The following is a 25,163-nucleotide window of genomic DNA, read 5'->3' as shown; positions in this document are numbered from 1 at the left end:
CAAAGGACGAATCCTTTAAAACCTTATTGCTTGAGTCGCTTGCCTTGATATTTGGTGATTTGTCACCAACATCAGCAAGCGCCCACATGAATTACCTGATCAAATTGTTAAAGAGCTGTTTCGCTGCGGTGGCTAGCTAATAAACCAACTGGGCCACACGGCTTGCCGTTGAACTGGCTTGCCTCAGCGAGGAAGGCGTATTCTACGCATTTCCTGGTGGTTGTCAAGGGCGTTGTTTTCGATGCAAACCTGACCACATCCAAAACCGCTAACTCTTTGACAAACCGAAGCTTTTACACTTCATTCACCGCTGGTAACGCTTGGCGTCCCCGGCAGCGGATGCGTACTTTAAGGCCTGACTAATAAGATAGCAAGTAAAAGAAGTTATTGCGTATAAAAAAGCGGCAGAAGGCTACCCTTCTGCCGCAAACCACCGATCAGAACGCCTGATCAGAGAGTGCTCTTTTCACATTTTAGCCGTTAATTAAATTTCAAATCCCAGACCAAAATCTTCGCTGGAGATGGCCATCAGGCTTGCAGCACCTGCTTGTATCATCTGCGCATGGGCCTTGGTACGCGGCAATAGACGCTGATAATAGAAGCGAGCAGTATTCAATTTTGCAGCGTAGAAGGCCTTATCGTCACCTTCTAAAGAAATAGACGCCTGTTTGGCCGCGCGTGCAAATAGGTACGCCAGGGTGACATAGCCTGAATACATTAGGTAATCAACACTCGCCGCACCTACTTCCTCGCGGTCTTGCATTGCCTTCATCCCCACGCCCATGGTCAGTTCGCCCCACTCTGCATTCAGCTTGGCGAGCGGCCCAACAAACTCTTTGAGTGCAGGGTTGTCGGCTTCAGCTTTACAGAACTTATGGATCTCTTTGGTGAATACCTTCAGCGATTCACCCTGACTCATTAGTACTTTACGGCCTAGCAGATCAAGCGCCTGGATACCGGTAGTACCTTCATAGAGTCGAGTAATGCGAGCATCGCGCACCAATTGCTCCATGCCCCACTCTTTAATGAAGCCATGACCACCGTAGATCTGTACGCCCTCGTTAGTGCTTTCAAAACCAACTTCGGTCAGGAAGGCTTTAACAATAGGCGTTAGCAAGCCAAGTAGGGTTTCAGCGTGATCTCGCTCTTCACCCGGCTCACCATGCTCCACCAAATCGAGCATTTGCGCGGTATAAAGCACCAACATACGCCCGCCTTCGGCGAAGGCTTTCTGGGTCAGCAGCATGCGGCGCACATCAGGGTGGACGATAATCGGATCAGCGGGCTTTTCAGGAGCCTGTTTGCCCGATAAGCCGCGCATCTGTAACCGGTCACGGGCATAGCTCAATGAATTCTGGAAACTGGCTTCAATCAACCCCAGCCCTTGAATCCCCACCCCAAGACGCGCAGCGTTCATCATGGTGAACATGCACGCCAGCCCTTTATTGGGCGGCCCTACCAAGTAGCCGGTTGCGTCGTCGAAGTTCATCACACAGGTGGCATTACCATGAATGCCCATTTTGTGCTCGAGCGAACCGCAGGTGACGCCATTACGCTCACCCACATTACCTTGGGCATCGGGCAAGAACTTAGGCACTACAAATAGCGAAATACCTTTAGAACCTTCCGGTGCGCCAGGCAGTTTTGCCAATACCAGGTGGACAATGTTTTCAGCCAGATTATGCTCACCGGCCGAGATAAAGATTTTGGTGCCAGTAATCGCATAGGCATCGCCATCAGCGGGCACTGCTCGCGTCTTGATCAATCCTAGGTCAGTGCCGCAGTGCGGTTCAGTTAGGCACATAGTGCCCGTCCATACCCCTTCTACCAGCTTGGTGAGATACGTCGCCTTCTGCTCATCGGTGCCATGATGGCGAAGTGCGTCTGCCGCACCATGAGAGAGCCCTGGGTACATGCCCCACGCCAAGTTAGTGGCGCAGATCATTTCCGACAACAGCATCGCCAATGAAGGCGGCAGCCCTTGACCACCATGAGCAGGATCGGCGGCCAGACTCGGCCACCCCCCCTCTACGTACTGCTGGTAGGCCTCTTTGAAACCGTTAGGCGCTTTGACCTCGCCCCCTTCCAGTAGGCACCCTTCTTCATCGCCACTCTGATTGATCGGCAGCAGTACATCGCGGGCGAAGCGTGCCCCCTCTTCCAAAATAGCGCTGACAACATCTGGCGATGCATCGTCACCGCTTGGCAGGCGCGCGTAGTGAGCGGGGTAGTCAAGCATCTCGTCCATAACGAAACGCATATCACGAATAGGGGCCTGATAGCTGGGCATCACACTTCTCCTAAGAAAGGGGGGGGGTTGAAAGCCAAGCAACTCTTAATGGCAGAGAGCTTTCAAACACATGTTTGAAAATTAGCGCGAGCGCCCCTCAGAGTCAAGCGAGCGTTTGAATTTAGCCCAAAAACACTCTAGAACTTTGGTCGCCCAACCAGTAAACCCCTGGTGCAAATAATAAAAAAACTCGCCAACCAAAAGCCGACGAGTCGTTTTATTTTTCTTTTACCTACTGGCCATCTAGTTACTGCATGCGAATGCCACCGTCTAAGCGGATCAGTTCGCCATTGAGCATGGGGTTGGTAATAATCTGCTCGGCTAATTGAGCAAACTCATCTGGCTTACCTAAACGCTTAGGAAAAGGTACCGCCGCCGCTAGTGCCTGGGCCGCCTCGTCAGGAATTTCACTCATCATCGGCGTTTCAAATACGCCAGGGGCGATGGCCATCACCCGAATAGCATGGCGCGACAATTCCCGCGCCGCTGGCAAGCTCATACCCACAACACCCGCTTTAGAGGCACTATAAGCACACTGGCCTACCTGCCCATCAAAAGCAGCAATGGACGCAGTATTAATAATCACCCCGCGCTCACCACTCTCATTCGGCGCGTTTTTAGCCATGGCGGCAGCCGCAAGGCGCATGACGTTAAAAGTGCCGACCAGATTGATATTGATCGTTTTCATATAGCTTTCTAAATCAGCCGGGTTGCCTTCACGATCAACCAGCTTGGCCACGCTAACCACACCCGCGCAGTGAACTACGCCTGAAAGCCCGTGCTCGCCACCCAGCGCTACCGCCGCATCTACGGCCTGCTGCATCTGTTCGCCTGACGTAATATCCGCCAGAATGGCGCGTGCGCTTGCCCCCAGCTGCTGGGCATGGGCATTGACACTGTCGTTTAAGTCGCATAACACGACGCGAGCGCCTGCAGCGACTAAGCGCTCAGCGGTAGCCGCCCCAAGACCAGAGGCAGCCCCGGTAATTAAAAAGGTACTCTCCTTAACCTGCATTTCCGTATCCCTTTGGTCGTTATGTATGGTTGCTATATATCGTGGTGGGTTTATTCACTCGCTTTTTTATTCATTTGATTTGGCTACTCACTTGATGGGCTATTGACTTGCTTTGGCTTCTTCTACTGCCTGGGCACGTAATTTAAAGCGCTGAATCTTGCCGCTGGGGGTTTTAGGCAACTCATCGACAAACTCAATAATGCGCGGAAAAGCATGGGTCGAAAGCCGCTCGCGCACTCGCTGTTTGATTTCATCAGCCAGCTCGTCACTGGCTTCATAGCCTTCGCGGAGCACGATATACGACTTGATCACCTCGCCGCGGATCTCATCAGGCTGCCCCACTGCCGCCGATTCGGCGACTGCAGGATGCGTCATCACACTATTTTCAACGTCCGTTGGCCCCACCCGATAACCCGCGGTGGTAATAATATCGTCATCACGCCCGGCAAATTGAAAGGTACCGTCTTCATTGCGGATAACCACATCGCCCGTCAGGTAATAGCCTTCCACAAAGGGATTCTTCTCTTGCCAGGTGTAGCCCTGGAAGAAGTGTGCCGGGGAGTTCTTGATATCGACGGCGAGGACACCAGGCTCCCCGGCAGGCAGCTCTTTATACTCCGCGTCCAAAATTGCCAGTCGATAACCCGGCATCGGCACGCCCATTGCGCCCACATGCTTGAGATGGTCAAGGGCATGGTGGTTATTGCACGTCATGCCGGTTTCGGTCTGGCCGTAGTGATCCATAACCGGGCATCCCAACGACTTCTCAACCCAGGTCACTACTTCAGTATTTAGAGGTTCGCCCGCCGAGCTAGCCGCACGCAGCTCAAGCGTTTCATGGGCGTCATCAAATAGCCCTGACGCTTTCATTAGGCGGTAAGCGGTCGGCGCGGCAGCAAAATTGGTAATGTGGTGGCGCTTCATAAACGCCAGCGCCCCCTCGGCGCTAAATCCTGCCTCACAAAAATGCGTCGTCACACCAAGCAGTAAAGGCCCGGCAATCGCATAGTAGAGACCATAAGCCCAACCGGGATCGGCCATATTCCAGAAGCGGTCATCGTCACGCAGATCAATGGCCAGCTCCATATAGATCGCAAAAGCGGTCATCCCTGCCAGTGGAACGGCAACGCCTTTCGGCTTGCCCACGGTGCCAGAGGTAAACATTTGCAGAAATGGTGCTTCAGGCGCAAGCCTCGGCGGCTTGTCGCTCATTGACGTATGCGTCAACGCCGCCTGCCAGTCGTGATCATCGGCATGCTCACTGGTCGCCCCGCCCACCGCCAGTACCGGCGGGCATTGGCTAAGGCCATCGAATTTATAGCGGTTAGCGTGATCAGTAATCACCAACTTGGTGCCTGCACGCCCTAGCCGATAGTCCACCGCATCGGGGCCAAAGGCGGTAAACAGCGGCTGGTAGACCGCCCCAATACGCCAAGTGGCGAGCACTGCAATCAATAGCTGTGGTGACCGCGGCAGCATGCAGGCAATGCGGTCGCCTATACCCAACCCCTGGGATTTAAACCACCCTGCCAACTTTGCGCTTTGCTCGTCTAGCTCGGCGTAGCTCAAGGTATGCATATCACCTTGAGAGTCCTCTTGAACCAGCGCCAGCACATCGCCGCGGCCAGCGCGCACATGACGACCACAGCAGGCCTCAAAGGCATTTAGCAGGCCGTCCCGGTGGTCATCCAGACGGGCAAGAACGCGATCAACGGAAAAGTTATCGAGGTAGTGGTAATAGTCGGGCAGTGATTGTGATGTCGCTGTCATGATGGCTCTCTTGTGTTATTGGAAATGAGCTCGTAGTGAGAATAACCGCAAGCAGTGTTGTTATATTTATCCGTTGACGTTAACGTAAGCTAAAAGATAATAGCAACGCTAAAAGCAAACGACTCAGAGAGCAAGCACTGATATAAGCTGTAGCGTTAGACGTTGGTCGAGGCTGTTGTCAGAGTATTAAGCAGAGGTGGGCATAATCATGGCAACCAGCTCGTCAGCGAGGTCATCAGGCGAGCGTGGCCCGCTGGGGTCGTACCAGCGCACTGTCCAGTTCAGCGCCCCCAAAACAAAACGCGAGACAAGAAAGCGGTCGCCATGGATCAAGCCAGCTTCCAACGCATCGTCGATAACAGCGACCCACAGCGCCTCGTAAGCGTCACGCAAGTGGCTCAAATGAGCACTGGCCGCTGGGTCGAGTCGGCGCCACTCAAAGAGTGCCACCACATGGGCATTGCGATCGGTAAAGAGGGTTTCAAGATGGGCACGTGCCATAGCGCGCAGCCGAACTTCAGGCTCTGCAGCGCACTCGTCCAGCGCTTTTCGCGCAATCATCAAGGCATTTTGAGTGCCCTCTTCAATGACCGCAGCGAGGATTTCCTGCTTATCTTTAAAATGATGAAACAAGCTACCGGACTTAATACCCATTTCCTGCGCCAGCATTCGCACGGTCGTGCGATCAAAGCCCTCTTGGACGAATAGCTGAGCAGCGAGGCGCGTCAGTTCCTTGCGGCGAGGGGATGCATTCATTACATTCATGTCATTTACACTAGCGCTTGCTTGGTTACTCTGGAGAGAACCACAGCACCGCCTACGGGTCAACGTATCACCCACTACTCGTTATGATAATCACAATAAACTGAAGGAGATTGGCCATGAGCAACCCCACCGATGTTGTATTCCTCGCCGCCAAACGCACGCCGATGGGCGGCATGATGGGCAGCCTTGCAAGCATGACAGCGCCACAGCTTGGCGCAGTCGCCATCAAAGCGGCCATTGAAGAGGCGGGAATTGACCCAGCCCTGATCACCGAAGGCATTATGGGCTGTGTACTGCCCGCTGGTGTTAAGCAGGGCCCTGCGCGGCAAGCAATGCGCCAAGCGGGCATTCCTGATGCCAATGGCGCCACCACTATTAACAAGCTGTGCGGCTCGGGGATGAAAGCCACCATGCTTGCCCACGATTTAATCAAAGCGGGCAGTGGCGATATTTTGCTGGCTGGCGGCATGGAGTCCATGTCTAACGCCCCCCACGTGCTTACCAAGGCGCGGGGCGGCTATCGGCTGGGGCACGGCGAGCTTAAAGACCATATGTTTTTGGATGGGCTGGAAGACGCCGAAACGGGCAAACTAATGGGCGTGTTTGCCCAGGATGTGGCTACTGAGCGAGGCTACACGCGGGAGCGCCTGGATGATTTTGCTATTGCGTCCCTTGAGCGCGCCATGGCCGCCACCAACTCAGGCCACCTAAGCGCAGAGATCGCACCGGTGATGGTCACCTCTCGCCAGGGCGAAACCCTTGTCGAACACGATGAGCAGCCCTTCCAAGCTAAGCTCGACAAAATCCGCCAGTTGCGCCCCGCTTTTGCCAAAGACGGTACGATTACTGCCGCCAACGCCAGCTCAATTTCCGACGGCGCTTCGGCACTTATCTTGGCGAGTCAGGAAGCTGCAGATCAACAAGGTATTAAGCCGCTAGCGCGTATGCTAGGCCACACGACTCACTCGCGACACCCTAGTGAGTTCACCATCGCGCCAGTGGGTGCGATTGAAAAGCTGATGAAAAAGCTCGATTGGGGCGTGAATGACGTAGACCTATTCGAGATTAACGAAGCCTTTGCGGTGGTGACACTGATGGCCATGGATGACTTGGGCCTGCCCCACGACAAAGTCAATGTGTTTGGCGGCGCCTGCGCCCAAGGCCACCCGATTGGCTCTACCGGCTCACGCATCATCGCTACGCTAATTCATGCCCTACGTACCAAAGGCGGCAAACGCGGTATTGCCAGCTTATGCATTGGCGGTGGCGAAGCAACGGCTGTCGCCGTCGAGCTAGTTGATTAAGCTGCGCTATTACAAAATATAGCCTTTTGTGAAGCGCCCTGACCCTTTTACCGCGCCAGGGCGCTGAGCCATACGGCGGCAAACAACCACCCCAGCCCCAACATGGGGAGCGACCAGCAATGAAACTCCTTCCAAATCCCAGGCTGGCGTGCCAAACGTAGCGCGATTAAATTCGCCATTGAGCCTACCGCCAAACCAAAGCCACCCACGCTAACGCCCCAAGCCAGCGGCTGCCACTCACTCTGCTGGGCAAGCAGTAGGGTCGCTGGCACGTTGGATACGACCTGTGAAAGGAGTACGCCAGCACTAACATCGCCACCCGGCCACTGGCGCATTGAATGTATAAACTGCTGAACAACGCTCAGCTCACCGATGACACTTAGATTTACGAACATCAATACAAACACTATCAGCAGTAGCCAATCAATACTGAATACCGCCCGTCGAGCCACCCATAGCATCGAAAGCAAAACGCCAGCCAGCGCCGATAGCACCCACCCCATGTCTACCGCGACCAGAAAAAGTGGATAGCCAATAAGCGCCGCCCATAACGGCGCCTTTCGGCGCTCAGCCGTCATCGCAGAAACTGCTTCCAAGTGTATTGACGCTTTCGGAAATGCCAAGGGAACAAAAAGTAAGAGCAACAGCATCAAGCCCACCCCAAGCGGCAACATTACCCATAAAAAGTCGCCGAAGCGAATGCCTGAAAGCTGCCATAAATAGAGATTTTGCGGATTACCAATCGGGCTCAGCGATGAGCCTGCATTCACAGCCAGCGCCTCAAACACAATCAAGCGTTCAATCGGCAGTGTTGCCATTCCCGCCAGACTAAGCGTCAGTGGTACCACAATAAACAGCGCCACATCGTTAGTGACTATCGCCGAGAGAAGCCCCGAAAACAGAATCAAACCGACCGCAAGTCGGCGCTCACCACGCAGTAGAGCTAATAACTGACGACCCCAGAGCGTTAAATAACCACTCAGTTCTAACGCGCGACTGAGCAGCATTAGGCCGGTTAATACTACAAGGGTTGTCCAGTGAACCCGGTCAGCCATTTCACTCAGTGATTGAGGCTCCAGCCAACACAAAACGACCCATAGGATACTCATTGAGAGCAGCATAGGGTCGTTCAGAAAACGCTGAAAAAACAAGCTAAAGGGTGTCACTAACCACTTTGTTGCTAACACGCTACATGACGCTCAGAGAAAATCGCATGATAGCGTTGTAAGCTCAGGAGTAAAGCTAAATTCCTTCATCCAGAATGCTAAGCCGAAGCCAATAATCCCGCCTGACGACGGGCTTGCTCATGGTCATCCGGTAAGGCGCCCTCTTGATGACTGAGCTGCTCCCATTCGGGATAGTCAGTTTGATTTTTATCAATACCAGACAAGCCTGGTTCAATGGCACTCTCCACCACACTAAATTGACCGGCATATTCACGCATCTGCAAAGCTTCTTGGGACAGCACCTCCGCGCTCTGGGCCGCCTGATTGACTAAGCGCATGGTGTCTTGGGTAGTGGTATCGATCTGAGCAACCGCGTGGTTGACCTCCTCAATGCCTCGCCGCTGCTCTTCAGAGGCATGGGTGATTTGCGTCATCAGCGTGTCCACATTCCTCGCTGCTTGCATGATCGCCCGTGTATGTTCACCAGCCTGCTGAGACAATATGCTGCCTTGCTGGACGCTCGCACTCGACGCTTCAATGCGTGAGCGAATATCACTGGCGGCACTGGCACTGCGCGTTGCCAGTGCACGCACCTCATTGGCGACCACCGCAAACCCACGCCCGTGCTCACCGGCACGCGCGGCTTCAACCGATGCATTGAGCGCTAAAATATTGGTTTGGAAAGCAATGCTTTCAATCATGCGAATAATGCTTTGAATCTCTTCGGAGTGACTATTTATCGCCTCCATGGTGGCGATAAACTGGGTAATCACCTCATCACCCTGCTGCGCTTTTTGAGACACATCTGCCGTTGACTGGTTAACATGCGCCGCACTTTCAGCATTCTGATTCACCGTGGCGGTTAGCTGTTCCAAGCTCGCTGCCATTTGCTGCAAAGCTGACACTTGAGTGTCGGTTTGGCTCGCCAAAAGCTGGTTCTGCTCAGTCATCTCCTGACTATTGCTATATACCTGCTGGCTGCTCGTATTAAGACGATTAACCGTGGCCGTCAGCGAGTGCTGCATCTTATCCAGCTCACTAAATAGCTGACCAATTTCGTTACTTGAGTGCGCCGTTACTGGCGCCGACAGGTCACCGTTAGCAATGCGCTGGAAGTGCCCAGTGATTTTCTTCAATGGGCGAAGCACATTTTTACGCACGCCCCATACCACTACCGTCACTACCAACAGCGCAGCGCCAAGCGCTGTAATCACTCCCCAAAAAAGTAGCGATGAAACCTGCTCAAAGCGCATAAGCAAGGTGTTACCCCGCTGAGTGGAAGCGCCAATAAAAGCCTCAGCGCTTGCCACAAAGTGCTCGCTACTATCATCCACTCGCGACTCACCCGAGAAAAAGCCTGATATGTCGCGCTCTTCAAGCATCATCATCTGAAGATTGAGATTATTGTTAACAAATGATTGAAAGTTCGAAGCTAACTGTTCGACAAACGACTGCTGATCCTGATCAAAATCACTCGCTGTAAATTGAGTGAAGTTCTCGGATGCCTCATCAAGCAACCGCTGGGCTTCTTCTATCAGAGGGTCAGGTCGATCAAACGAAGGGGTACGAATTAACTCCGCTGCACGGTTCATCTGAATACGCGCACGCAACAGCTGGGTATAGGCGCTATTGAGCTGACTAATTTGTGCCATGTCCCGTTCATGAAGCGACGTAAATGCCTCACGGCCAAAATGGTTGGCGAACAAACCCAGTGCGCCAATGACGACGACCAGGCCGCTAAAGGCCACTAATACAAGCGTCCAACTTGCCTTGACGCTTAAGTTATTAATCCATTTCATCTCGACCCGCCCCTTTCAGTAAGGTTAATCAGATGTGTGGAGAGGCAGCCAGAGCTGTAGGCGCCGACGAATCTCTAATAATGCCTGCTCATAAGCATCTGACTTGCCGATCAAGCGAGGGTCACGAATATCCCAGGATAGAACTTCGCCCGCCTCCCCTTGCCAATCGCGGCAGGCTTGCTGGGATTTGTCGCACAGCACAATGACAAAATCGAAGGTCTCGCTTTCAAACTCATCCAACGACTTACTGCGCAGGCCCTCGGTGGGGAGCCCGTGTTTACGCAACGCTTCAAGTGTCAATGCATGGGGCTCATCCGGTTCAGAACCGGCACTAAACGCTTCAAAACGATCATCTGCCAAATGGCGAAGCAACGCCTCCCCCATCAGAGACCGTGCAGAGTTAGCATTGCAGAGGAACAACACGCGGCGCTTCGTCATAAATAAACAGCCTCTTATGTAGTTAGTGGCTGTCACTCTACGCCGGGTTCATGACGGCAATATTGCAGGCACACAGTTGCCCTAGAAATATACGAAAAAACATATATGATGGAATCATCAAGCTATTAAGACCCAATCCGAGTAAACCGCGATGACCTCACTGACTGATTTTTCCGACCTGAATGATCTGCCTAATATAGACGCTGAACTCTTTGAACCGCCCAGCAGCGAACGGCTGAGGATTCCACATAGCACTGAACACGCACCTAAAATATTGCTGCTATACGGCTCTCTGCGTGAGCGCTCTTTCAGCCGGTTAGCGGTTGAGGAAGCCGCACATTTACTCAATGCCATGGGCGCAGAAACAAGAATCTTTGACCCCAGGGGGCTGCCGTTACCGGATGCAGAAGATGCCAGCCACCCCAAAGTCGATGAGCTACGCCAATTGGCCCAATGGGCAGAAGGGATGGTGTGGTGCTCCCCCGAACGTCACGGCGCAATGACCGGCATTATGAAGGCGCAAATAGATTGGATCCCCCTTGCCCTGGGTGGCGTCCGCCCTACTCAGGGCAAAACCTTGGCAGTAATGCAGGTCTGCGGCGGTTCGCAGTCCTTCAATACGGTCAATCAGCTACGCATCTTGGGGCGTTGGATGCGTATGCTGACGATTCCCAATCAGTCCTCGATACCCAAAGCCTTTATGGAGTTTGATGATAAAGACCGGATGAAGCCTTCACCGTTTTATGACCGTATCGTGGATGTCATGGAAGAGCTGGTGAAATTCACTCTACTAGTGCGTGATCGCAGTGACGTGCTGACGGATCGTTATTCGGAGCGCAAAGAGAGCGCCGAAGAAGTCTCAAAGCGGGTTAATCAACGCGCCATCTAATCAGGAGCTTCACATGCCAGCACTGCAAGACAACGCCTCACCCTCTACCGCCGAAGGCATGGGAATTTTTGAGCGCTACCTCACGCTATGGGTAGCACTCGCCATTGTGGTAGGCATCTTAATTGGGCAATTTATCCCAGCAGTACCGGAAACACTGTCACGCTTTGAAGTGGCGCAAGTGTCGATTCCAGTGGCGATACTTATCTGGGCAATGATTTTCCCCATGATGGCGCAAATTGACTTCACCTCGCTGCTGGGCGTGCGTCGGCAGCCAAAAGGTCTGATCATCACTACATCAGTGAACTGGTTGATCAAACCTTTCACTATGTTCGCCATCTCCTGGCTATTCCTGATGGTGATCTTTCGACCGTTTATTCCCGCCGAGCTAGCCAGCCAGTATTTAGCCGGTGCAATTCTGCTGGGCGCCGCGCCGTGTACCGCCATGGTGTTTGTGTGGAGCTACCTGACCCGCGGCGATGCCGCCTACACTCTGGTGCAAGTGGCGCTTAATGATCTAATTATGCTGTTCGCGTTTGCTCCTATCGTGGTCTTCCTACTGGGCATTTCCAATATTCAGGTGCCCTGGGACACCGTCGCACTATCAGTGATCCTATATATAGTGATTCCCCTGGCGGCGGGCTATATCACCCGGCAGAGCTTGATTAAAAAACGCGGCGCCGAATGGTACGACAATGTCTTTATGAAGCGCGTTGGCCCGATCACGCCGATTGGTTTGATCATTACCCTAGTGCTGCTGTTTGCCTTCCAGGGCGAGGTCATTCTGAATAATCCGCTGCATATCGTGCTGATCGCGATCCCGCTGATTATTCAGACCTTTTTGATCTTCTTTATTGCCTATGGCTGGGCTAAGGCCTGGAAGTTGCCGCACAATATTGCCGCCCCGGGGGCGATGATCGGCGCCAGCAACTTCTTTGAACTGGCGGTGGCAGCGGCTATCGCACTGTTTGGCTTACAGTCGGGCGCTGCGCTAGCCACTGTTGTCGGCGTATTGGTCGAAGTACCGCTGATGCTCGCGCTGGTAAGAATTGCAAACAAGACCCGCCATCATTTTCCGGCTACTGTTAATCATTAAATTTTGAGCTAGGTCACCAGGTCATCATGCCTGTAGCCATCCCAAGCATTGGGCTCAATAACGATTGGATAGGCCATGGGTAATGTGATTGATATAGATAGCAAAGCACTAGACTTTATCAAGCAGCGAGGCGGCATCCTTACCGTACGCCTTTCCCCAAGACATGGCTGCTGCGGTGGGCTTGCCAAGGTCGCCATTGCCGAGGCAAACCCACCCGCAGACTCTTCGCTTTACCAATGCCATCGCTACCAAAATATAACGCTGTTCATTGACCCGGCGCTTATAGGGCAAGGGTTAAGCTTAAACGTTGAGGGATGGTGGAAGCTTCGCCACCTGTATATGGAGGGTTCACCCTTGTTACAGCCTTAGCTAAGAAGACGGTAACAAGGGTTAATGGTACGCGCGGCTTTACGTACATGAGCATTTACGCGTGAGCGCTATCAATGGATTGCTGCAAATCGGCCAGCAGATCGTCGGCCTTTTCAATCCCGACCGACAAGCGCAGCAAATCCAGCGGAACTGGCGAGTCAGAACCTTCAATACTGGCACGGTGCTCAATCAAACTTTCTACACCGCCTAACGAAGTAGCCCGACACCAGAGCTGCGTTTTAGCGGCAACTGCAATAGCGGCTTTTTCTCCACCGGCTAAACGAATAGACAACATACCGCCGAAACCACTGCTCATTTGCTTTTGAGCCACGTCGTGGCCGGAAAAACTTTTTAAACCGGGGTATAACACCTCAATTACATGCGGATGCTGCTCCAGCTGTCCAGCAATATATAACGCACTTTGACAGCTTTCCCGCACCCGTAAAAACAAGGTTCGCATTCCACGTAGTAATTGAGCTGCATCAGTTGGGCCAGGAACTGCACCAGATTGGGCGCGAATGGCAACCAGACGCTGCCAGAAGGCGTTATCTTCCCGTGCAGCCAATACTCCGGAAATAACATCAGAGTGGCCGTTGAGGTATTTGGTGGCTGAATGCATCACGATATCAGCACCAAGGTTCAACGGTTTTGTTAGCAATGGTGTAGCAACAGTAGAGTCAACAGCAAGCAGGGCTCTGCAGTCTTTTGCTAAATCAGCTACTGCAGCAATATCGGTAACGGTCCAGAGCGGATTGCCAGGCGTTTCAAGCCAAATAAGTGTGGGTGCTTTTTCATCAATGGCAAGGCGTAATTCGTCCAGATTTGTAGTGTCCACAAAACGAACATTCAGCCCGCTATCGACACCAAAGGTCTGCAGCCATTTACGCAACGCCCAGTACATCACTTTAGGAGCGATGACTGAATCGCCGGGCTTTAACGCCTGAAAAACAGTTGTTGCCGCTGCCATACCCGAGGCGAATAAACGGGCATCAACCGCATTTTCCAGCTCTGCCAAGAGTATTTCTGCAGGTCGGTACGTTGGGTTGTCAGCTCTGGAATACACTCGACCGCTGCGATATTGATTATCGCTGTCTCGAAGGTAAGTCGTTGATGTATATACTGGCGGGATGATTACTCCATATTCGTGCTCAAGGTGACTACCGCCCTGAGCAAGGAGTGATTGAGACGAAAAAGGATGGTCTGTCATATAAACTCTCGCTTAAGTAAGCTCAATGCAAGATATATCACATATACCATAAACCAATCCAATTCATACAGATCGGACAGTGGAAACTACGTCGCCTTTATATAGACGCCTCGCCCTTACAGTCGAAGCACACGAATACACAGAAGCTCAAATCCCGCTCGCGGGCCATGGGCACCACAAGGATAGCGGTCAAGTAATAGCTGGAGGCCCAGGCAAGAGTTTGTGCACTGCCTAAAGTGAGCGTTAAACCCAGTCTGGGCGAAGCGCGGATCATGCGACTTGCTTAGGCAACGCCAGCGCCATCAATGCGCTGGCAGCCACTAAGGCGGCGGATACCCACAGGCAGGCGCTCAGCCCATATGCCATATATAGCCAGCCCGACAGTAGCGTGCCCACTAAACGCCCCATGGCATTGGCCATATAATAGAAACCAACATCCATGGAGACGCCGTCAGCGCGGGCATAATGCACAATCAAGTAACTGTGCCAGCTGGAGTTAATCGCAAACAATACGCCAAAGGCGAGCAAACCGACGACTAACCAGCCTACCTGCGCCAAGGGCAGCATCGCCAACAAAATCGCCAGCACGCCCAATGCCGCCGCCCAGCCGGCGGTAAGTGCCCGCGCATCGCCTTTGATCAGCCGGGTTAATTTAGGTGCTTGGGTTTGCACCCCGCCATAACCGATCACCCATACCGCTAACAGCCCACCCACTGTCCAGTGTGTCCAGCCGTGCTGATCGTATAAAAACACCGGCAGCGCTACCACAAACCACACATCCCGTGCCGAAAACAGGCAAAAGCGCGCCGCGGAGAGCACGTTAATAGCGCGTGATTTTGAGAAGATTTCGGAGAACTTGGGCTTTACTTTTTGGCGGCCTAAATCCGCCTTAAGCCTCAACAGTGAAAGCAGTAACACGCTGCCAAGCATCACCGCCATGACCAACACAGCGGCCTGGAAGCCAATCAACGTTAGCAGCAACCCGCCAACAAAAAAGCCCAGCCCCTTTAACGCGTTTTTAGAGCCAGTCAGCATCGCCACCCAGCGGTAGAGTGAACTATTGGCGTTAGCACTCTCTTTTGGCACCAGCACTTTAACGGCGCTTTTAGCGCTCATTTTGTTGAGGTCTTTGGCGATCCCCGACAGCGCCTGAGCGGCCATCACCCAAGCAACTGTCAGCAGGCTAGCGGGTACCATCAGCATAGCAAGCGCAATAATTTGCAGCCCAAGCCCCACATTCATGGTGCGGTTGAGACCCAACCGCGCACCCAACCAGCCACCTACCAGGTTAGTCACCACACCAAAAGCTTCGTAAAACAGAAACAGCATGGCGATTTCTAACGGCGAGTAACCCAGTTGATGGAAGTGCATGACCACCAGCATACGCAGCGCGCCGTCGGTTACCGTGAAGGCCCAGTAGTTGCCGGTAATCAGCATATATTGGCGCACCTCGAAAGGTAGCGCCTTTACCCGCTTTAACAACGATAAATCAGCCACGGCCCACCTGCTCACCGCCTACCTGCCCACTACCTACCATCAGGGCCAACTCTGCCGTGCGGTTGGCGTAGCCCCACTCGTTGTCGTACCAGGCATAGAGTTTTAGCTGGGTGCCATTGATCACCATGGTGGAGAGCGCATCAATGATCGAGCTGCGCGGGTCGGTGCGGTAATCAATCGACACTAGCGGGCGCTCTTCATAGCCCAAAATACCGGCAAGCTCGCCATCAGCCGCGGCTTTTAGCGCCTGATTGATCTCTTCGACGGTCACTTCGCGCTCAAGCTCGAACACCATATCGGTAAGCGAAGCGTTAGCCAGCGGCACACGAATCGCGTGACCGTTTAGCTTGCCTTCCAGTTCGGGGAAAATAGCAGTGATGGCTTTGGCCGAGCCGGTGGTGGTGGGGATTAAGCTCATGCCGCAAGCCCGGGCGCGGCGCAGGTCTTTATGCGGGGCATCTAAAATGGTTTGAGTGTTGGTGATGTCGTGCACCGTGGTCATCGAGCCATGGCGGATACCAAAGGTTTCCTGAATGACTTTGACTACCGGTGCCAGGCAGTTGGTGGTGCAACTGGCAGCGGTAACGATCTTATGTTGAGCAGGATCGTAAAGGTGGTCGTTCACCCCCACCACCACATTAAGCACGTTCGCCTCTTTCATAGGCGCACTCACCACCACACGACCGACGCCTTGATCAATGTACGCCTGCAGTTTATCGGTGGTTTTCATTACGCCCGAGCACTCGATCACGATATCGCAGTTCGACCAATCGCTATCGGCAATTGCTTTATTAGCGCTAAAGACGACAGTTTTTCCATCGAGAACGATAGCGTCATCGGTTGCCAAGATACCCTTCCCTGGTGTCCAGCGCCCGTGAACTGAATCAAACTCCAGCAGGTGGGCAAAGGTTGCCGCATCGCCGCCCGGGTCGTTAATGCGTGTTATTGCTACCGCGCCAGCGTCTACCTGCCCCCACAAACTGCGCAATGCCAAACGCCCAATCCGCCCAAAGCCGTTAATGCCAATACGTAGTGCCATGAGTGCCTCCTAAGCTAACGGTTACACAATCTATTAAGAGAAAGCATAACGGCTATATACGTTAAAACATATATAAACACTTAAAAAAACGCCTACTAACAAACAGGCCCACCACCGTGTAGTAGGCCTGCGTAGTAAGTATTAATTAGCAAGCATTAATTAACCATAACGACCCGAGATATAGTCCTCGGTCTTCTTCTGTGCCGGGGTTGAGAACATCACTTTGGTGTCGTTGTACTCAATGATTTCCCCCAGGTGGAAGAACGCCGTGTAGTCCGCCACCCGCGCCGCCTGCTGCATATTATGCGTCACGGTAATGATGGTGAATTTCTCTTTCAGCTTGTCCATCAGGTCTTCGATGGTGGCGGTGGAAATAGGATCAAGCGCTGAGGTTGGCTCATCCATCAAAATCACATCAGGCTGAACCGCAATAGCGCGGGCAATACACAACCGCTGTTGCTGACCACCGGACAGAGAGGTGCCTGGCTCATGCAGCTTGTCTTTCACCTCATTCCACAACCCAGCGTCACGCAGCGCTTTTTCAACCAATTCTTCCTGCTCGGCTTTACGGCTGACCAAGTCGTGCATGCGTGGTGCGTAAGCGATATTTTCAAAGATCGACTTAGGAAACGGATTAGGCTTTTGGAAAACCATGCCCACCCGGCGACGGAGCGCCACTTCATCCATTTTAGGTGCGTTAACGTCCAACCCGTCCATCTCGACCAGGCCTTCGGTGCGTACGCTAGGAATCAGGTCGTTCATACGATTCAAACAGCGTAAGAACGTCGACTTACCACACCCCGAAGGGCCAATCAGCGCCGTCACATTTTTCTGAAAAAGATCAATATTTAGATTCTTCAGCGCTTGGTTTTTGCCATACCACAGATTCAAATCGCGAACCCGGAAACTCAGGTCGTGGCACGCAGCTTCATTTCGTGTATAGGGTTGCCCAACCGCAGGTGTCTGCTGGCCGTTCATTACAGTTGCATGGCTATTCATAGAAATGTCCTCTAAAACGCACTGGCCTACCAGCGACGCTCAAATTTCTTACGCATCACAACGGCAAAAGCGTTGAGTGAGATGAGTATGGTGAGTAGCACCAAAATACCGCCAGCAGTTTTTTCCACAAACGCCTGCTCAGGTTCACCAGCCCAGGTGAATATTTGCGCAGGCATCACTGTTGCCGCGTTGGTAAAGGAAACGCCCACATCGGGGATAAAGGCCACCATCCCTACAATAATCAGCGGCGCCGTTTCACCCATCGCTTGCGCCAGGCCGATAATAGAACCTGTCATAATACCCGGCATTGCTAAGGGTAGAACGTGATCCCGCACTACCTGCCAGCGTGAACAGCCCACCCCAAAGCCTGCGTGACGGATGGATTCAGGCACGCTACGCAGTGCGGTACGTGTCGAAATAATGATCACTGGCAGCGTCATCAATGCCAGCGTCATACCGCCCACTAATGGAGACGACCGCGGCACCCCGAAAAAGTTAATAAAGATCGCAAGACCCAGCAGACCAAATAGAATCGACGGGATCGCCGCTAGGTTATTGATGTTAATTTCAATAATCTGGGTTAAGCGGTTATCCGGCGCAAACTCTTCAAGATAAATAGCTGTCATCACGCCGATCGGGAAAGATATCGCCAGGGTGACGATCATGGTCATAATGGTGCCGACCACTGCCGATAAAATGCCCGCGTTCTCGGCAATTTTTGAATCACCCGAACCAAAGAAAGTGGTATTAAAGCGTAGATCCACCTGTCCAGATTCGACTCGGGCATCAAGGGCTTCCTGCTCCTCGTCACTCAAGCGATGCCGGTGTCCCTTCAAGTATTGATCGACATCACTATTCGCTAATACCCACTCCGCTTTACTGGTGCCGATCATGTCAGGATTGTTGCGCAACTCTAATGGAATTGTACGCACCGCCGTACGGCTAATTAACGGCAACAGCTCTTCATCAAACGCCCGCCGCCCATCGGTTTCGGCTTCTTGTGTGTAGCTAATCTCGGTTTGTATATAGGCCTGCTGGAAAGCGGGTAGACCTTTACTCAGCATATCGGCAAAAAACAGCACCAGAAAAAGGCCCGCGAGACCTAACGATCCCATGGTTATCCATTTAAGGCGGGTAGACTTTCGGTGACGCCGCTTAAGCTGCTGGCTGATTTCGTCAAAAGAGTGGCTCATCGAAACAGTTCCTCGGCGTTACAGGTTATTCACGCGGTATTTTTCACGGAAACGACGGATCATCAATACTGACACCAAGTTGAGTGCGAGTGTGATCACGAAGAGCACGAGTCCAAGGGCAAAAGCTGATAATGTTTCGGCACTTTCAAACTCTTGGTCGCCGGTGAGCGCCGCCACGATACGCACAGTCACCGTGGTCATATCTTCCAGCGGATTAGCGGTTAAATTAGGCCGCATACCCGCCGCCATAACCACGATCATGGTTTCACCCATGGCACGAGACATACCCAAGAGCGACGCTGAGATAATCCCCGGCATGGCAGCGGGCACTACCACATCACGAATCGTTTCCCCTTTGGTCATACCGAGTGCCAGCGACCCCTGGCGCATGCTATCGGGCACCGAATTGATCACATCATCAGATAGCGATGAGATAAACGGAATGATCATAATGCCCATCACAATGCCGGGTGCCAGCGCATTGTTATAAGACGCATCGAGCCCCAGAAAACCGGCAATATTGACAATGATCGGCGCCACGGTGATGGCGGCAAAAAAGCCATAAACGACGGTAGGAATACCTGCCAATACTTCTAACACCGGCTTGGCGACGGTACGCACTTTGCGCGGTGCAAATTCAGACATATAAATCGCTGAAAGCAAACCGATAGGCACCGCCACCAGCATAGCGATGGCGGTAATCATAAAGGTGCCAGCAAACAGCGGTACCGAGCCAAACTCAGCACCGCTACCATCACCGCGACCCGCGGATGCTAAAAAGCTCGCGCCTGGATTCCAAGTGGTGCCGGTGATGAACTCCCAGAAGCTGTGCATTTGGAAAAAGCGCAGCGCCTCGGAAATAATCGAAATTAAAATACCAAAGGTCGTCAAAATGGAGATTAACGCTGCCCCAGCCAGGGTCATGCGAATGACCCGCTCAATGGCTTGACGGGCATGAAAATCGGGTTTTACTTGATTAAGACTCACCAGTAGCCCGATGGCTGCTATCACTAAGCTCGCCGCCAGCAGATAAAGCGTAGGAATGTCGGCGCCCATTAGAAGCAAAACGAAAGCGCCCAAGGCACTCACTACCACGGCTGGCCCGGCGGTGGAGAGTACTGTAAACCAAGCGTATTGGTCAGGCTGGGCGAACATCGCCGTACCCGCGCTACGTAACCGAGTGGCTTTTGAACGGCCAGCAAAAAAAGCCAGCAGCCCCAGCAGCAATAATGCACTGCAAAAAATCAGAAGAAGCTGGTTGGTCTGCATCGCATCTCTCTCACGTGGTCACCGGTTAAGAAACCTATCAACAATAACGGGTCGGCAGCTTGCGCTGCCGACCACTTTTAATCTGACCTACCAACTTACTTAAGAACGTCTGCTGTCATTGAAGTGCGATCTGCAACAGCCTGGCGCCACTCTTCGCGCTCTCCTTCTGGCAGAACGATCAAGCCGATATCACGCAAGTAGCCATCATCGCCAATCATCATTTCGCTCATAAACATATCGACGTAATCGTACATCGGCGGGACGTCTTCAGCGTGCTGGTTCTTCACGTAGAACCACAGTGAACGCGCGATAGGATAGTCACCGGAGCTGATCGCCTCAGCCTCAGGATCGACGCCATCAATGCTGGCGGCGCTGATCGTGTCAGTATTCTCTTCAAGGAAAGAGTAGCCGAAGATACCAAAGGCACCGGTGTCTTCTGAAAGGCGCTGAACGATCAGGTTGTCGTTTTCACCGGCATCGATGTAAACACCGTCAGAACGAATATCGGTGTAGCCTTCATCGCCGTAAACATCCATACCCTCAGACGCAGATTCCATTACCAGCTCTTCAAAAGCATCGCGGGTACCCGAAGTTGTCGGCGGCCCATAAATGGAGATTTCACGGTCTGGCAGCGAAGAATCGATCTCGCTCCAGTTGGTGTAGGGGTTTTCAACTAACTCGCCATCAACCGGCACCATGGCAGCTACCGCCATGAAGATCTGTTCGCGGGTTAAAGCAATGTCATCGTTTTCGCTTGATTGACCCAATACGATGCCGTCAGAACCGATTTTAGCCTCGGTGATATCGGTAACGCCGTTCTCTTCACAACGCTCAAACTCAGACACTTTCATGCGACGAGAAGCGTTAGTAATGTCGGGTGTGCCTTCACCAACACCATTACAGAACAGACGCAAACCGCCGCCCGAACCAGTCGATTCAATAACAGGCGTCGGGTTACCAGTAGTCGCACCGAACTCTTCCGTTACGTAGCTGGCAAACGGGTAAACGGTACTGGAACCAACGATTCGGATTTGATCACGGGCTTGAGCAACACCGGCAACGCTCATTACAGCAGCCGCGATAACGGTGGTTTTGAGAATACGGTTCATGCGAAATACTCCTGTTCATGTAGGGATCTGGCCTTCGCAAGGCATACCTTGCACTGGTTCCATGACAACTTCATGACAGCGAGCAAAACGTAGAAAATTTTTCGTTACATAGAGGCAACCCGACCTTACATCACCACAAAAGTCCTAGCGCCGCGAGGGTGCATAACGTCAGCGAGGCACCTTGCAGCATGCGTCGGTCTAAACGGTGGGCTACGGTATCTGCCAAGGCGTTACCTATTAATACTGCAGGTAGGAAGGTAAGCGCGACCTGGAAATGCCAAAGCTGAATCTGGTCAGCCAAGGCAAGGGTGATTAAGGTCAATAGAGAGGTCAAAATGAAAAAGGCGGCTAGATTGCCGCGCACACGATCAGTGGGTAAGCCGTGCATCAGCAGCACGATGGGTGGGCCACCAATAGCCGCAACGGTGCCAAAAATGCCAGAGAGCACCCCAGCGCCAAACAGCGTTATTCGGTTTACCGGCAACTGAAAGCGGCACAAGGTGACGAGTACCGCAAACAGGACGATGACCGCAATCAGCTTTTCTAACACAAACATGGGGGCGGCGAGTAGCAGCCAAATACCCAGCGCATTGCCGGGAAGGCGCCCCACTAGCGCCATGCCAATGGAATCCAGGCGCACCTCGTGCCAGTAATGACGCACCATCATCAGGGAGACGGTAAATCCGAACAGTACCAGAGTGACCGGCACCAGACGAGGCTCTAGCATCAACAGTAGCGGTGCGCCAATAATGGCCAAACCAAAGCCGGTAGCGCGCTGCACAAAAGCACCCATTAACAGTACGGCGGAGCAAGCTAACCAAGTGCTCATCGGCATATTGACCCAAGCCAGCATGCTATCCATGCAACTTACCCATTCAAACTATCCATATGCTCTATCCATACGCCCTATCCATTTGAAAACTATTCATCCGCAGCAGGTGCTTTAGTCAGTTTGCGCACACCGATATTGCCTAGCAACGCAGCGCCCAGCATGGTGAGTACCATGGGCCAAAGATGCTCTACCTCGAACAGCCCTACCATCACTCCCGCGAGGGCGCCGCAGGTAAACTGGATCCCGCCCAGTAGCGCCGTTGCCGTGGCGCTGATATGGCCAAAATGGTCCAGTAACGACGAGATCGCGTTGGGTGTAATCAGCCCGATCATACCGGTAAACAGCATAATCAACGGCACCACGATCACTAGCGACGCGATGTCCAGGGCGGTCACCGCTACCAACCCAAGCGCGGCCACCAGCTGTATAAGCAACCCTAAACGCAAATTCTGCTGAGGAGTGCGCTTGCGGAGCAGATGAATATTGACCCGATTAGAGAGCGCAATAACGACCACGTTGACCCCAAACACTAGCGGATAAGTGCCGGGCGAGAGGCCAAAATAGTCAAGATAAAGAAACGGCGAAGCGGTCACAAAGGCAAACAGGCCCGCAAAGGAAGCCGCTACCGCACAGATATAGCCCATGCCTTCACGATGCTTAAGCACGCTGGCGTAGTTGCGTATTACTTGCCGTGGTGAAGCTGCAGGCAGCGACATATCGCGGGTTTCAGGTAACCGCGTTCCTAGCAGCCAGAGCAAAAAGCCTGCGTAAACGGCTAAGAACACAAAAATCAGCCACCAGCCGGCCACGTGCAGTAGCAAACTGCCCACTGCAGGCGCCACCAGCGGCGCCAGCATCATAATCATTGCCATGGTGGACATCACTTTGGCGGCCTCACGCCCGCTAAAGCAGTCGCGCACAATCGCCGCCGAGTTGACCACGCAGGCCCCGCCTCCCAGCGCTTGAATAAACCGCCAAGCCAGCAGCGTGGGCAAACTGTTCGCCATCGTAATAGCAAGACTTGCCAGCATAAACACCACCAATCCGCCCAACAGCACAGGCTTTCTACCCATCCGATCCGAAAGCGGCCCAAAGCATAGCTGGCCCAATGCAAAGCCGAACAAGAATACGCTGATGGAGAGTTCAGTACGGTGAATACTGGCGCCAATGCTTTCAGCAATGATACCCATGGCAGGCAAATAAGCGTCGATAGCAAAGGGTGCCAGCGCCGTATTGGCGGCAACCAACAGTGCTACCCGGCGAGGATTAAGATCCATGGGTCTCCTTAAGGCGATAATGTGCGCACTGGAATAGATAGGCCGCTAATCATAGCTGATTTTAAGGCCTTTGTCGGGATTGGAGACTATCGGTAGATAGCCCTTGGAAGAGGCCAGGGGCTTATCAAGGAGAGGGGAGCTTAGTGGTGCGTAGTGGCGTCTTGCGACTCAAGCATGTCAACCAGTGGCTGAAACTGCTCACGGTTATGCTCGTTCATATGCATTAAAATACGGTGGGCTTCCAGGATGCGATCGCGCAGTCCCTCTTCGTCTGCCGGCTCTTGGGGCAGCTCTTCAAGCTCATTGTTGAGCGTACTCGTCTGTTGTAGCGGTGCTTCCATCAGCGTGAAGAAACGCGCAAAGCCCATCACGTCCAACATCTGCCGTACATCAGGATTATCGACAATAATCGTAGGCGGCTGCTCCAGGCGCCCTTTCACCGCCATCGCGACCTTGGCCAAAAAACCAAGCGCCGTCGAATCGACATTGGTGGCTTCACGCAGGTCAATCAATACGGCACGCAACCCCGGCGTCTCGGCAAGACGCTGGGCTTGAGTATCCAGCGTGGCGCAGAGCGTCAAACGCACATCACCACACAGTTTTAGAATAAAAACACCAGAATCGAACGCCGCTTTAATGCGGCCCTCTTCAATCAGCATGACCAAATCCGCTCACCATCATGATTGTTAGATCATCGGGTAAAGCATCGCGCTCTTGGTTGGCATCAAACTCTGCATCCCCTTCGGCAAGGAGTGCATTCGTTTCTGCTAGCCGGTCGCGCAACTGCTCAAGCGTTACACTCTCGCTTACTAATTGCTCAAGCTCCTTGAGCCGCGTGTCGAGCGTTTTACCCGGCAAGCATTCCAATACTCCATCTGAGCAGAGCCATAGACGAAATTTATTCGGCAATGCACAACTCAGCGAAGGATACTCCACATCGGGGAAAAGGCCTACCGGCATTCCCTCGCCTTCTAAACGGCGTAGCTCTCCCTCTGCTGCCAACAGGGGCATGGGAAGCTGTGCGCCGAGCGAATAGTGAAGAGTATGCGCCTCGTGGTCAATAACACCGACAAATAAGGTGGCATGTTTACCAATATCGGTGCCCTGCAGCTCGCGGTTCATCGCCTTTAACCAATCAGGCGGCAGATTTTCCGGATGCTGGCCATCCCACTCACTCAGCCAGCGGTTGCATAAATATTTGAGCAGCACGGTAACAAACGCCGACGAGGCGCCATGCCCCGATACATCGGCGAAATAGAAGGCACTGTAGCGCTCGTTATAGCGTTGGTAATCGAGAAAATCACCAGACAAATAGAGCGAAGGGGCAAATACGTAGTCGTAATACACCCCGTTAATCACCTTGGGCCGCAGCGGCAACAAACGCCGCTGGATATGCCCTCCGCTCTGCTGATCCATCCGCAGCAGCGCGAGGTGGGTCTCTAGGCTCTCGTTTAACTCCGCCAGACGCGCATGGTCACGCTCGCGCTCCAGCGCCAAATCGTTGAGCTTAATGGCCTTACGGATCATTCGTCGCAACAGCTCGGCGTGTCGCAGCGGATGGACAATATAGTCCACCAACCCCACATCAATCGCTTTGATCAAGTCGGCGTCCTGACGCGAGTCACTGACTACCAGTGTCGGTAGGCGTCGCGTTAGGTGTGTCCATTGCTGCCGCGGAACTGCCCGAGCATGGGCAACAATGAGCGCCGTGTCAGCGGGCAAATGCGCGATATCCTCAGCGGCAAACACCCACATGCCATCGCAGGTAATCGCTTCAGCCAGCGCATCACGTTCACGACCAGGTTCGTCGATCACCGCGATCAACTGCTTAGAATGATCCATC

General features: G+C 53.1%; 22 protein-coding genes. 4 read left to right on the top strand and 18 right to left on the bottom strand.

The window, feature by feature from the left end; translation table 11 throughout:
- Window positions 1–484: 484 nt before the first annotated feature.
- The 4 genes from ACW17M_RS21180 to ACW17M_RS21165 all read right to left on the bottom strand — a co-directional run bounded on the left by ACW17M_RS21180 (window position 485) and on the right by ACW17M_RS21165 (window position 5,831).
- Window positions 485–2,290 carry an acyl-CoA dehydrogenase C-terminal domain-containing protein gene (locus ACW17M_RS21180; RefSeq protein WP_027958464.1) on the bottom strand — a complete coding sequence of 602 codons (1,806 nt, stop codon included), beginning with the start codon at window positions 2,288–2,290 and terminating at the stop codon, window positions 485–487.
- A gap of 247 nt (window positions 2,291–2,537) precedes the next feature.
- A complete protein-coding gene (locus tag ACW17M_RS21175) occupies window positions 2,538–3,305 on the bottom strand; it encodes an SDR family NAD(P)-dependent oxidoreductase (RefSeq protein WP_022522939.1) in 768 nt (255 codons plus the stop codon).
- Window positions 3,306–3,404: 99 nt separating this feature from the next.
- Complete coding sequence (locus tag ACW17M_RS21170; protein ID WP_041159219.1) at window positions 3,405–5,075, bottom strand: AMP-binding protein; 1,671 nt, start codon at window positions 5,073–5,075, stop codon at window positions 3,405–3,407.
- A 186-nt stretch (window positions 5,076–5,261) separates the two neighbouring features.
- Window positions 5,262–5,831, bottom strand: a complete 570-nt coding sequence (locus tag ACW17M_RS21165; protein WP_035537983.1) for a TetR/AcrR family transcriptional regulator — start codon at window positions 5,829–5,831, stop codon at window positions 5,262–5,264.
- A gap of 125 nt (window positions 5,832–5,956) precedes the next feature.
- Here ACW17M_RS21165 and ACW17M_RS21160 point away from each other — a divergent pair, with 125 nt between their 5' ends.
- Complete coding sequence (locus ACW17M_RS21160) at window positions 5,957–7,144, top strand: acetyl-CoA C-acyltransferase (RefSeq protein ID WP_022522936.1); 1,188 nt, start codon at window positions 5,957–5,959, stop codon at window positions 7,142–7,144.
- A 47-nt stretch (window positions 7,145–7,191) separates the two neighbouring features.
- On the opposite strand, the gene ACW17M_RS21155 is transcribed toward ACW17M_RS21160, so the two are convergent.
- The 3 genes from ACW17M_RS21155 to ACW17M_RS21145 all read right to left on the bottom strand — a co-directional run bounded on the left by ACW17M_RS21155 (window position 7,192) and on the right by ACW17M_RS21145 (window position 10,547).
- Window positions 7,192–8,253, bottom strand: a complete 1,062-nt coding sequence (locus tag ACW17M_RS21155) for an SLC13 family permease (protein ID WP_342411191.1) — start codon at window positions 8,251–8,253, stop codon at window positions 7,192–7,194.
- Between the two features lie 155 nt (window positions 8,254–8,408).
- Window positions 8,409–10,109 (bottom strand): methyl-accepting chemotaxis protein, encoded by a 1,701-nt coding sequence (locus tag ACW17M_RS21150; RefSeq protein ID WP_138800553.1) that lies wholly within the window; start codon window positions 10,107–10,109, stop codon window positions 8,409–8,411.
- Between the two features lie 24 nt (window positions 10,110–10,133).
- The gene (locus tag ACW17M_RS21145) at window positions 10,134–10,547 is read right to left on the bottom strand and encodes an arsenate reductase ArsC (RefSeq protein WP_022522933.1); all 414 of its coding nucleotides are present in this window, start codon (window positions 10,545–10,547) and stop codon (window positions 10,134–10,136) included.
- A 151-nt stretch (window positions 10,548–10,698) separates the two neighbouring features.
- Between ACW17M_RS21145 and arsH the strand changes: the two genes are divergently transcribed.
- The 3 genes from arsH (at window position 10,699) to ACW17M_RS21130 (ending at window position 12,898) form a co-directional block, all read left to right on the top strand.
- On the top strand, window positions 10,699–11,436 hold the full coding sequence (gene arsH, locus ACW17M_RS21140; RefSeq protein ID WP_022522931.1) for an arsenical resistance protein ArsH: 738 nt from the start codon (window positions 10,699–10,701) through the stop codon (window positions 11,434–11,436).
- 13 nt (window positions 11,437–11,449) lie between these two features.
- Window positions 11,450–12,529 (top strand): ACR3 family arsenite efflux transporter, encoded by a 1,080-nt coding sequence (gene arsB, locus ACW17M_RS21135; protein WP_041159217.1) that lies wholly within the window; start codon window positions 11,450–11,452, stop codon window positions 12,527–12,529.
- A 75-nt stretch (window positions 12,530–12,604) separates the two neighbouring features.
- Window positions 12,605–12,898, top strand: coding sequence for a CC/Se motif family (seleno)protein (locus ACW17M_RS21130; RefSeq protein WP_022522929.1), 294 nt, complete (start codon window positions 12,605–12,607; stop codon window positions 12,896–12,898).
- Window positions 12,899–12,953: 55 nt separating this feature from the next.
- On the opposite strand, the gene ACW17M_RS21125 is transcribed toward ACW17M_RS21130, so the two are convergent.
- From ACW17M_RS21125 to ACW17M_RS21075, 11 genes are all read right to left on the bottom strand, one after another.
- On the bottom strand, window positions 12,954–14,105 hold the full coding sequence (locus tag ACW17M_RS21125) for a trans-sulfuration enzyme family protein (RefSeq protein WP_009288026.1): 1,152 nt from the start codon (window positions 14,103–14,105) through the stop codon (window positions 12,954–12,956).
- Between the two features lie 270 nt (window positions 14,106–14,375).
- Window positions 14,376–15,542: an organoarsenical effux MFS transporter ArsJ gene (gene arsJ / locus ACW17M_RS21120; protein WP_101148356.1), complete on the bottom strand. Its 1,167-nt coding sequence runs from the start codon at window positions 15,540–15,542 to the stop codon at window positions 14,376–14,378.
- Between the two features lie 52 nt (window positions 15,543–15,594).
- Window positions 15,595–16,641, bottom strand: a complete 1,047-nt coding sequence (locus ACW17M_RS21115; RefSeq protein ID WP_159176992.1) for an ArsJ-associated glyceraldehyde-3-phosphate dehydrogenase — start codon at window positions 16,639–16,641, stop codon at window positions 15,595–15,597.
- 159 nt (window positions 16,642–16,800) lie between these two features.
- On the bottom strand, window positions 16,801–17,640 hold the full coding sequence (gene pstB, locus ACW17M_RS21110) for a phosphate ABC transporter ATP-binding protein PstB (protein WP_009288023.1): 840 nt from the start codon (window positions 17,638–17,640) through the stop codon (window positions 16,801–16,803).
- Between the two features lie 26 nt (window positions 17,641–17,666).
- A complete protein-coding gene (gene pstA, locus ACW17M_RS21105) occupies window positions 17,667–18,833 on the bottom strand; it encodes a phosphate ABC transporter permease PstA (RefSeq protein ID WP_009288022.1) in 1,167 nt (388 codons plus the stop codon).
- Between the two features lie 18 nt (window positions 18,834–18,851).
- Window positions 18,852–20,102, bottom strand: coding sequence for a phosphate ABC transporter permease subunit PstC (gene pstC, locus ACW17M_RS21100; RefSeq protein ID WP_009288021.1), 1,251 nt, complete (start codon window positions 20,100–20,102; stop codon window positions 18,852–18,854).
- 95 nt (window positions 20,103–20,197) lie between these two features.
- Entirely contained in the window at window positions 20,198–21,211 is a 1,014-nt protein-coding gene (locus tag ACW17M_RS21095; RefSeq protein ID WP_138800548.1) for a PstS family phosphate ABC transporter substrate-binding protein, read from the bottom strand.
- 130 nt (window positions 21,212–21,341) lie between these two features.
- Window positions 21,342–22,073 carry a sulfite exporter TauE/SafE family protein gene (locus tag ACW17M_RS21090; RefSeq protein ID WP_457548053.1) on the bottom strand — a complete coding sequence of 244 codons (732 nt, stop codon included), beginning with the start codon at window positions 22,071–22,073 and terminating at the stop codon, window positions 21,342–21,344.
- A gap of 59 nt (window positions 22,074–22,132) precedes the next feature.
- Window positions 22,133–23,320 carry a multidrug effflux MFS transporter gene (locus ACW17M_RS21085; protein ID WP_009288019.1) on the bottom strand — a complete coding sequence of 396 codons (1,188 nt, stop codon included), beginning with the start codon at window positions 23,318–23,320 and terminating at the stop codon, window positions 22,133–22,135.
- A gap of 140 nt (window positions 23,321–23,460) precedes the next feature.
- Window positions 23,461–23,979: an STAS domain-containing protein gene (locus ACW17M_RS21080; RefSeq protein WP_022522924.1), complete on the bottom strand. Its 519-nt coding sequence runs from the start codon at window positions 23,977–23,979 to the stop codon at window positions 23,461–23,463.
- Window positions 23,969–25,162 carry a PP2C family protein-serine/threonine phosphatase gene (locus tag ACW17M_RS21075; RefSeq protein WP_027958456.1) on the bottom strand — a complete coding sequence of 398 codons (1,194 nt, stop codon included), beginning with the start codon at window positions 25,160–25,162 and terminating at the stop codon, window positions 23,969–23,971. The genes ACW17M_RS21080 and ACW17M_RS21075 overlap by 11 nt, the downstream gene beginning before the upstream one ends.
- Window position 25,163: the final 1 nt, after the last annotated feature.

This window comes from Vreelandella sp. 2A-K22 (assembly GCF_054065485.1).
Note: the sequence above shows the minus strand (reverse complement) of the source record. Positions and strands in the feature narration are given on the sequence as shown.

What these genes read in the sequence shown, in the direction of transcription:
- pstA (WP_009288022.1), bottom strand. Translation starts at nt 18,833, where the DNA reads ATGAGCCACTCTTTTGACGAAATCAGCCAGCAGCTTAAGCGGCGTCAC.
- ACW17M_RS21180 (WP_027958464.1), bottom strand. Translation starts at nt 2,290, where the DNA reads ATGCCCAGCTATCAGGCCCCTATTCGTGATATGCGTTTCGTTATGGAC.
- ACW17M_RS21095 (WP_138800548.1), bottom strand. Translation starts at nt 21,211, where the DNA reads ATGAACCGTATTCTCAAAACCACCGTTATCGCGGCTGCTGTAATGAGC.
- pstB (WP_009288023.1), bottom strand. Translation starts at nt 17,640, where the DNA reads ATGAATAGCCATGCAACTGTAATGAACGGCCAGCAGACACCTGCGGTT.
- ACW17M_RS21115 (WP_159176992.1), bottom strand. Translation starts at nt 16,641, where the DNA reads ATGGCACTACGTATTGGCATTAACGGCTTTGGGCGGATTGGGCGTTTG.
- ACW17M_RS21085 (WP_009288019.1), bottom strand. Translation starts at nt 23,320, where the DNA reads ATGGATCTTAATCCTCGCCGGGTAGCACTGTTGGTTGCCGCCAATACG.
- ACW17M_RS21165 (WP_035537983.1), bottom strand. Translation starts at nt 5,831, where the DNA reads ATGAATGCATCCCCTCGCCGCAAGGAACTGACGCGCCTCGCTGCTCAG.
- arsB (WP_041159217.1), top strand. Translation starts at nt 11,450, where the DNA reads ATGCCAGCACTGCAAGACAACGCCTCACCCTCTACCGCCGAAGGCATG.
- ACW17M_RS21125 (WP_009288026.1), bottom strand. Translation starts at nt 14,105, where the DNA reads ATGACAGACCATCCTTTTTCGTCTCAATCACTCCTTGCTCAGGGCGGT.
- ACW17M_RS21090 (WP_457548053.1), bottom strand. Translation starts at nt 22,073, where the DNA reads ATGGATAGCATGCTGGCTTGGGTCAATATGCCGATGAGCACTTGGTTA.
- ACW17M_RS21170 (WP_041159219.1), bottom strand. Translation starts at nt 5,075, where the DNA reads ATGACAGCGACATCACAATCACTGCCCGACTATTACCACTACCTCGAT.
- pstC (WP_009288021.1), bottom strand. Translation starts at nt 20,102, where the DNA reads ATGCAGACCAACCAGCTTCTTCTGATTTTTTGCAGTGCATTATTGCTG.
- ACW17M_RS21145 (WP_022522933.1), bottom strand. Translation starts at nt 10,547, where the DNA reads ATGACGAAGCGCCGCGTGTTGTTCCTCTGCAATGCTAACTCTGCACGG.
- ACW17M_RS21080 (WP_022522924.1), bottom strand. Translation starts at nt 23,979, where the DNA reads ATGCTGATTGAAGAGGGCCGCATTAAAGCGGCGTTCGATTCTGGTGTT.
- ACW17M_RS21175 (WP_022522939.1), bottom strand. Translation starts at nt 3,305, where the DNA reads ATGCAGGTTAAGGAGAGTACCTTTTTAATTACCGGGGCTGCCTCTGGT.
- ACW17M_RS21160 (WP_022522936.1), top strand. Translation starts at nt 5,957, where the DNA reads ATGAGCAACCCCACCGATGTTGTATTCCTCGCCGCCAAACGCACGCCG.
- ACW17M_RS21155 (WP_342411191.1), bottom strand. Translation starts at nt 8,253, where the DNA reads ATGAGTATCCTATGGGTCGTTTTGTGTTGGCTGGAGCCTCAATCACTG.
- ACW17M_RS21130 (WP_022522929.1), top strand. Translation starts at nt 12,605, where the DNA reads ATGGGTAATGTGATTGATATAGATAGCAAAGCACTAGACTTTATCAAG.
- ACW17M_RS21075 (WP_027958456.1), bottom strand. Translation starts at nt 25,162, where the DNA reads ATGGATCATTCTAAGCAGTTGATCGCGGTGATCGACGAACCTGGTCGT.
- arsJ (WP_101148356.1), bottom strand. Translation starts at nt 15,542, where the DNA reads ATGCTGATTACCGGCAACTACTGGGCCTTCACGGTAACCGACGGCGCG.
- arsH (WP_022522931.1), top strand. Translation starts at nt 10,699, where the DNA reads ATGACCTCACTGACTGATTTTTCCGACCTGAATGATCTGCCTAATATA.
- ACW17M_RS21150 (WP_138800553.1), bottom strand. Translation starts at nt 10,109, where the DNA reads ATGAAATGGATTAATAACTTAAGCGTCAAGGCAAGTTGGACGCTTGTA.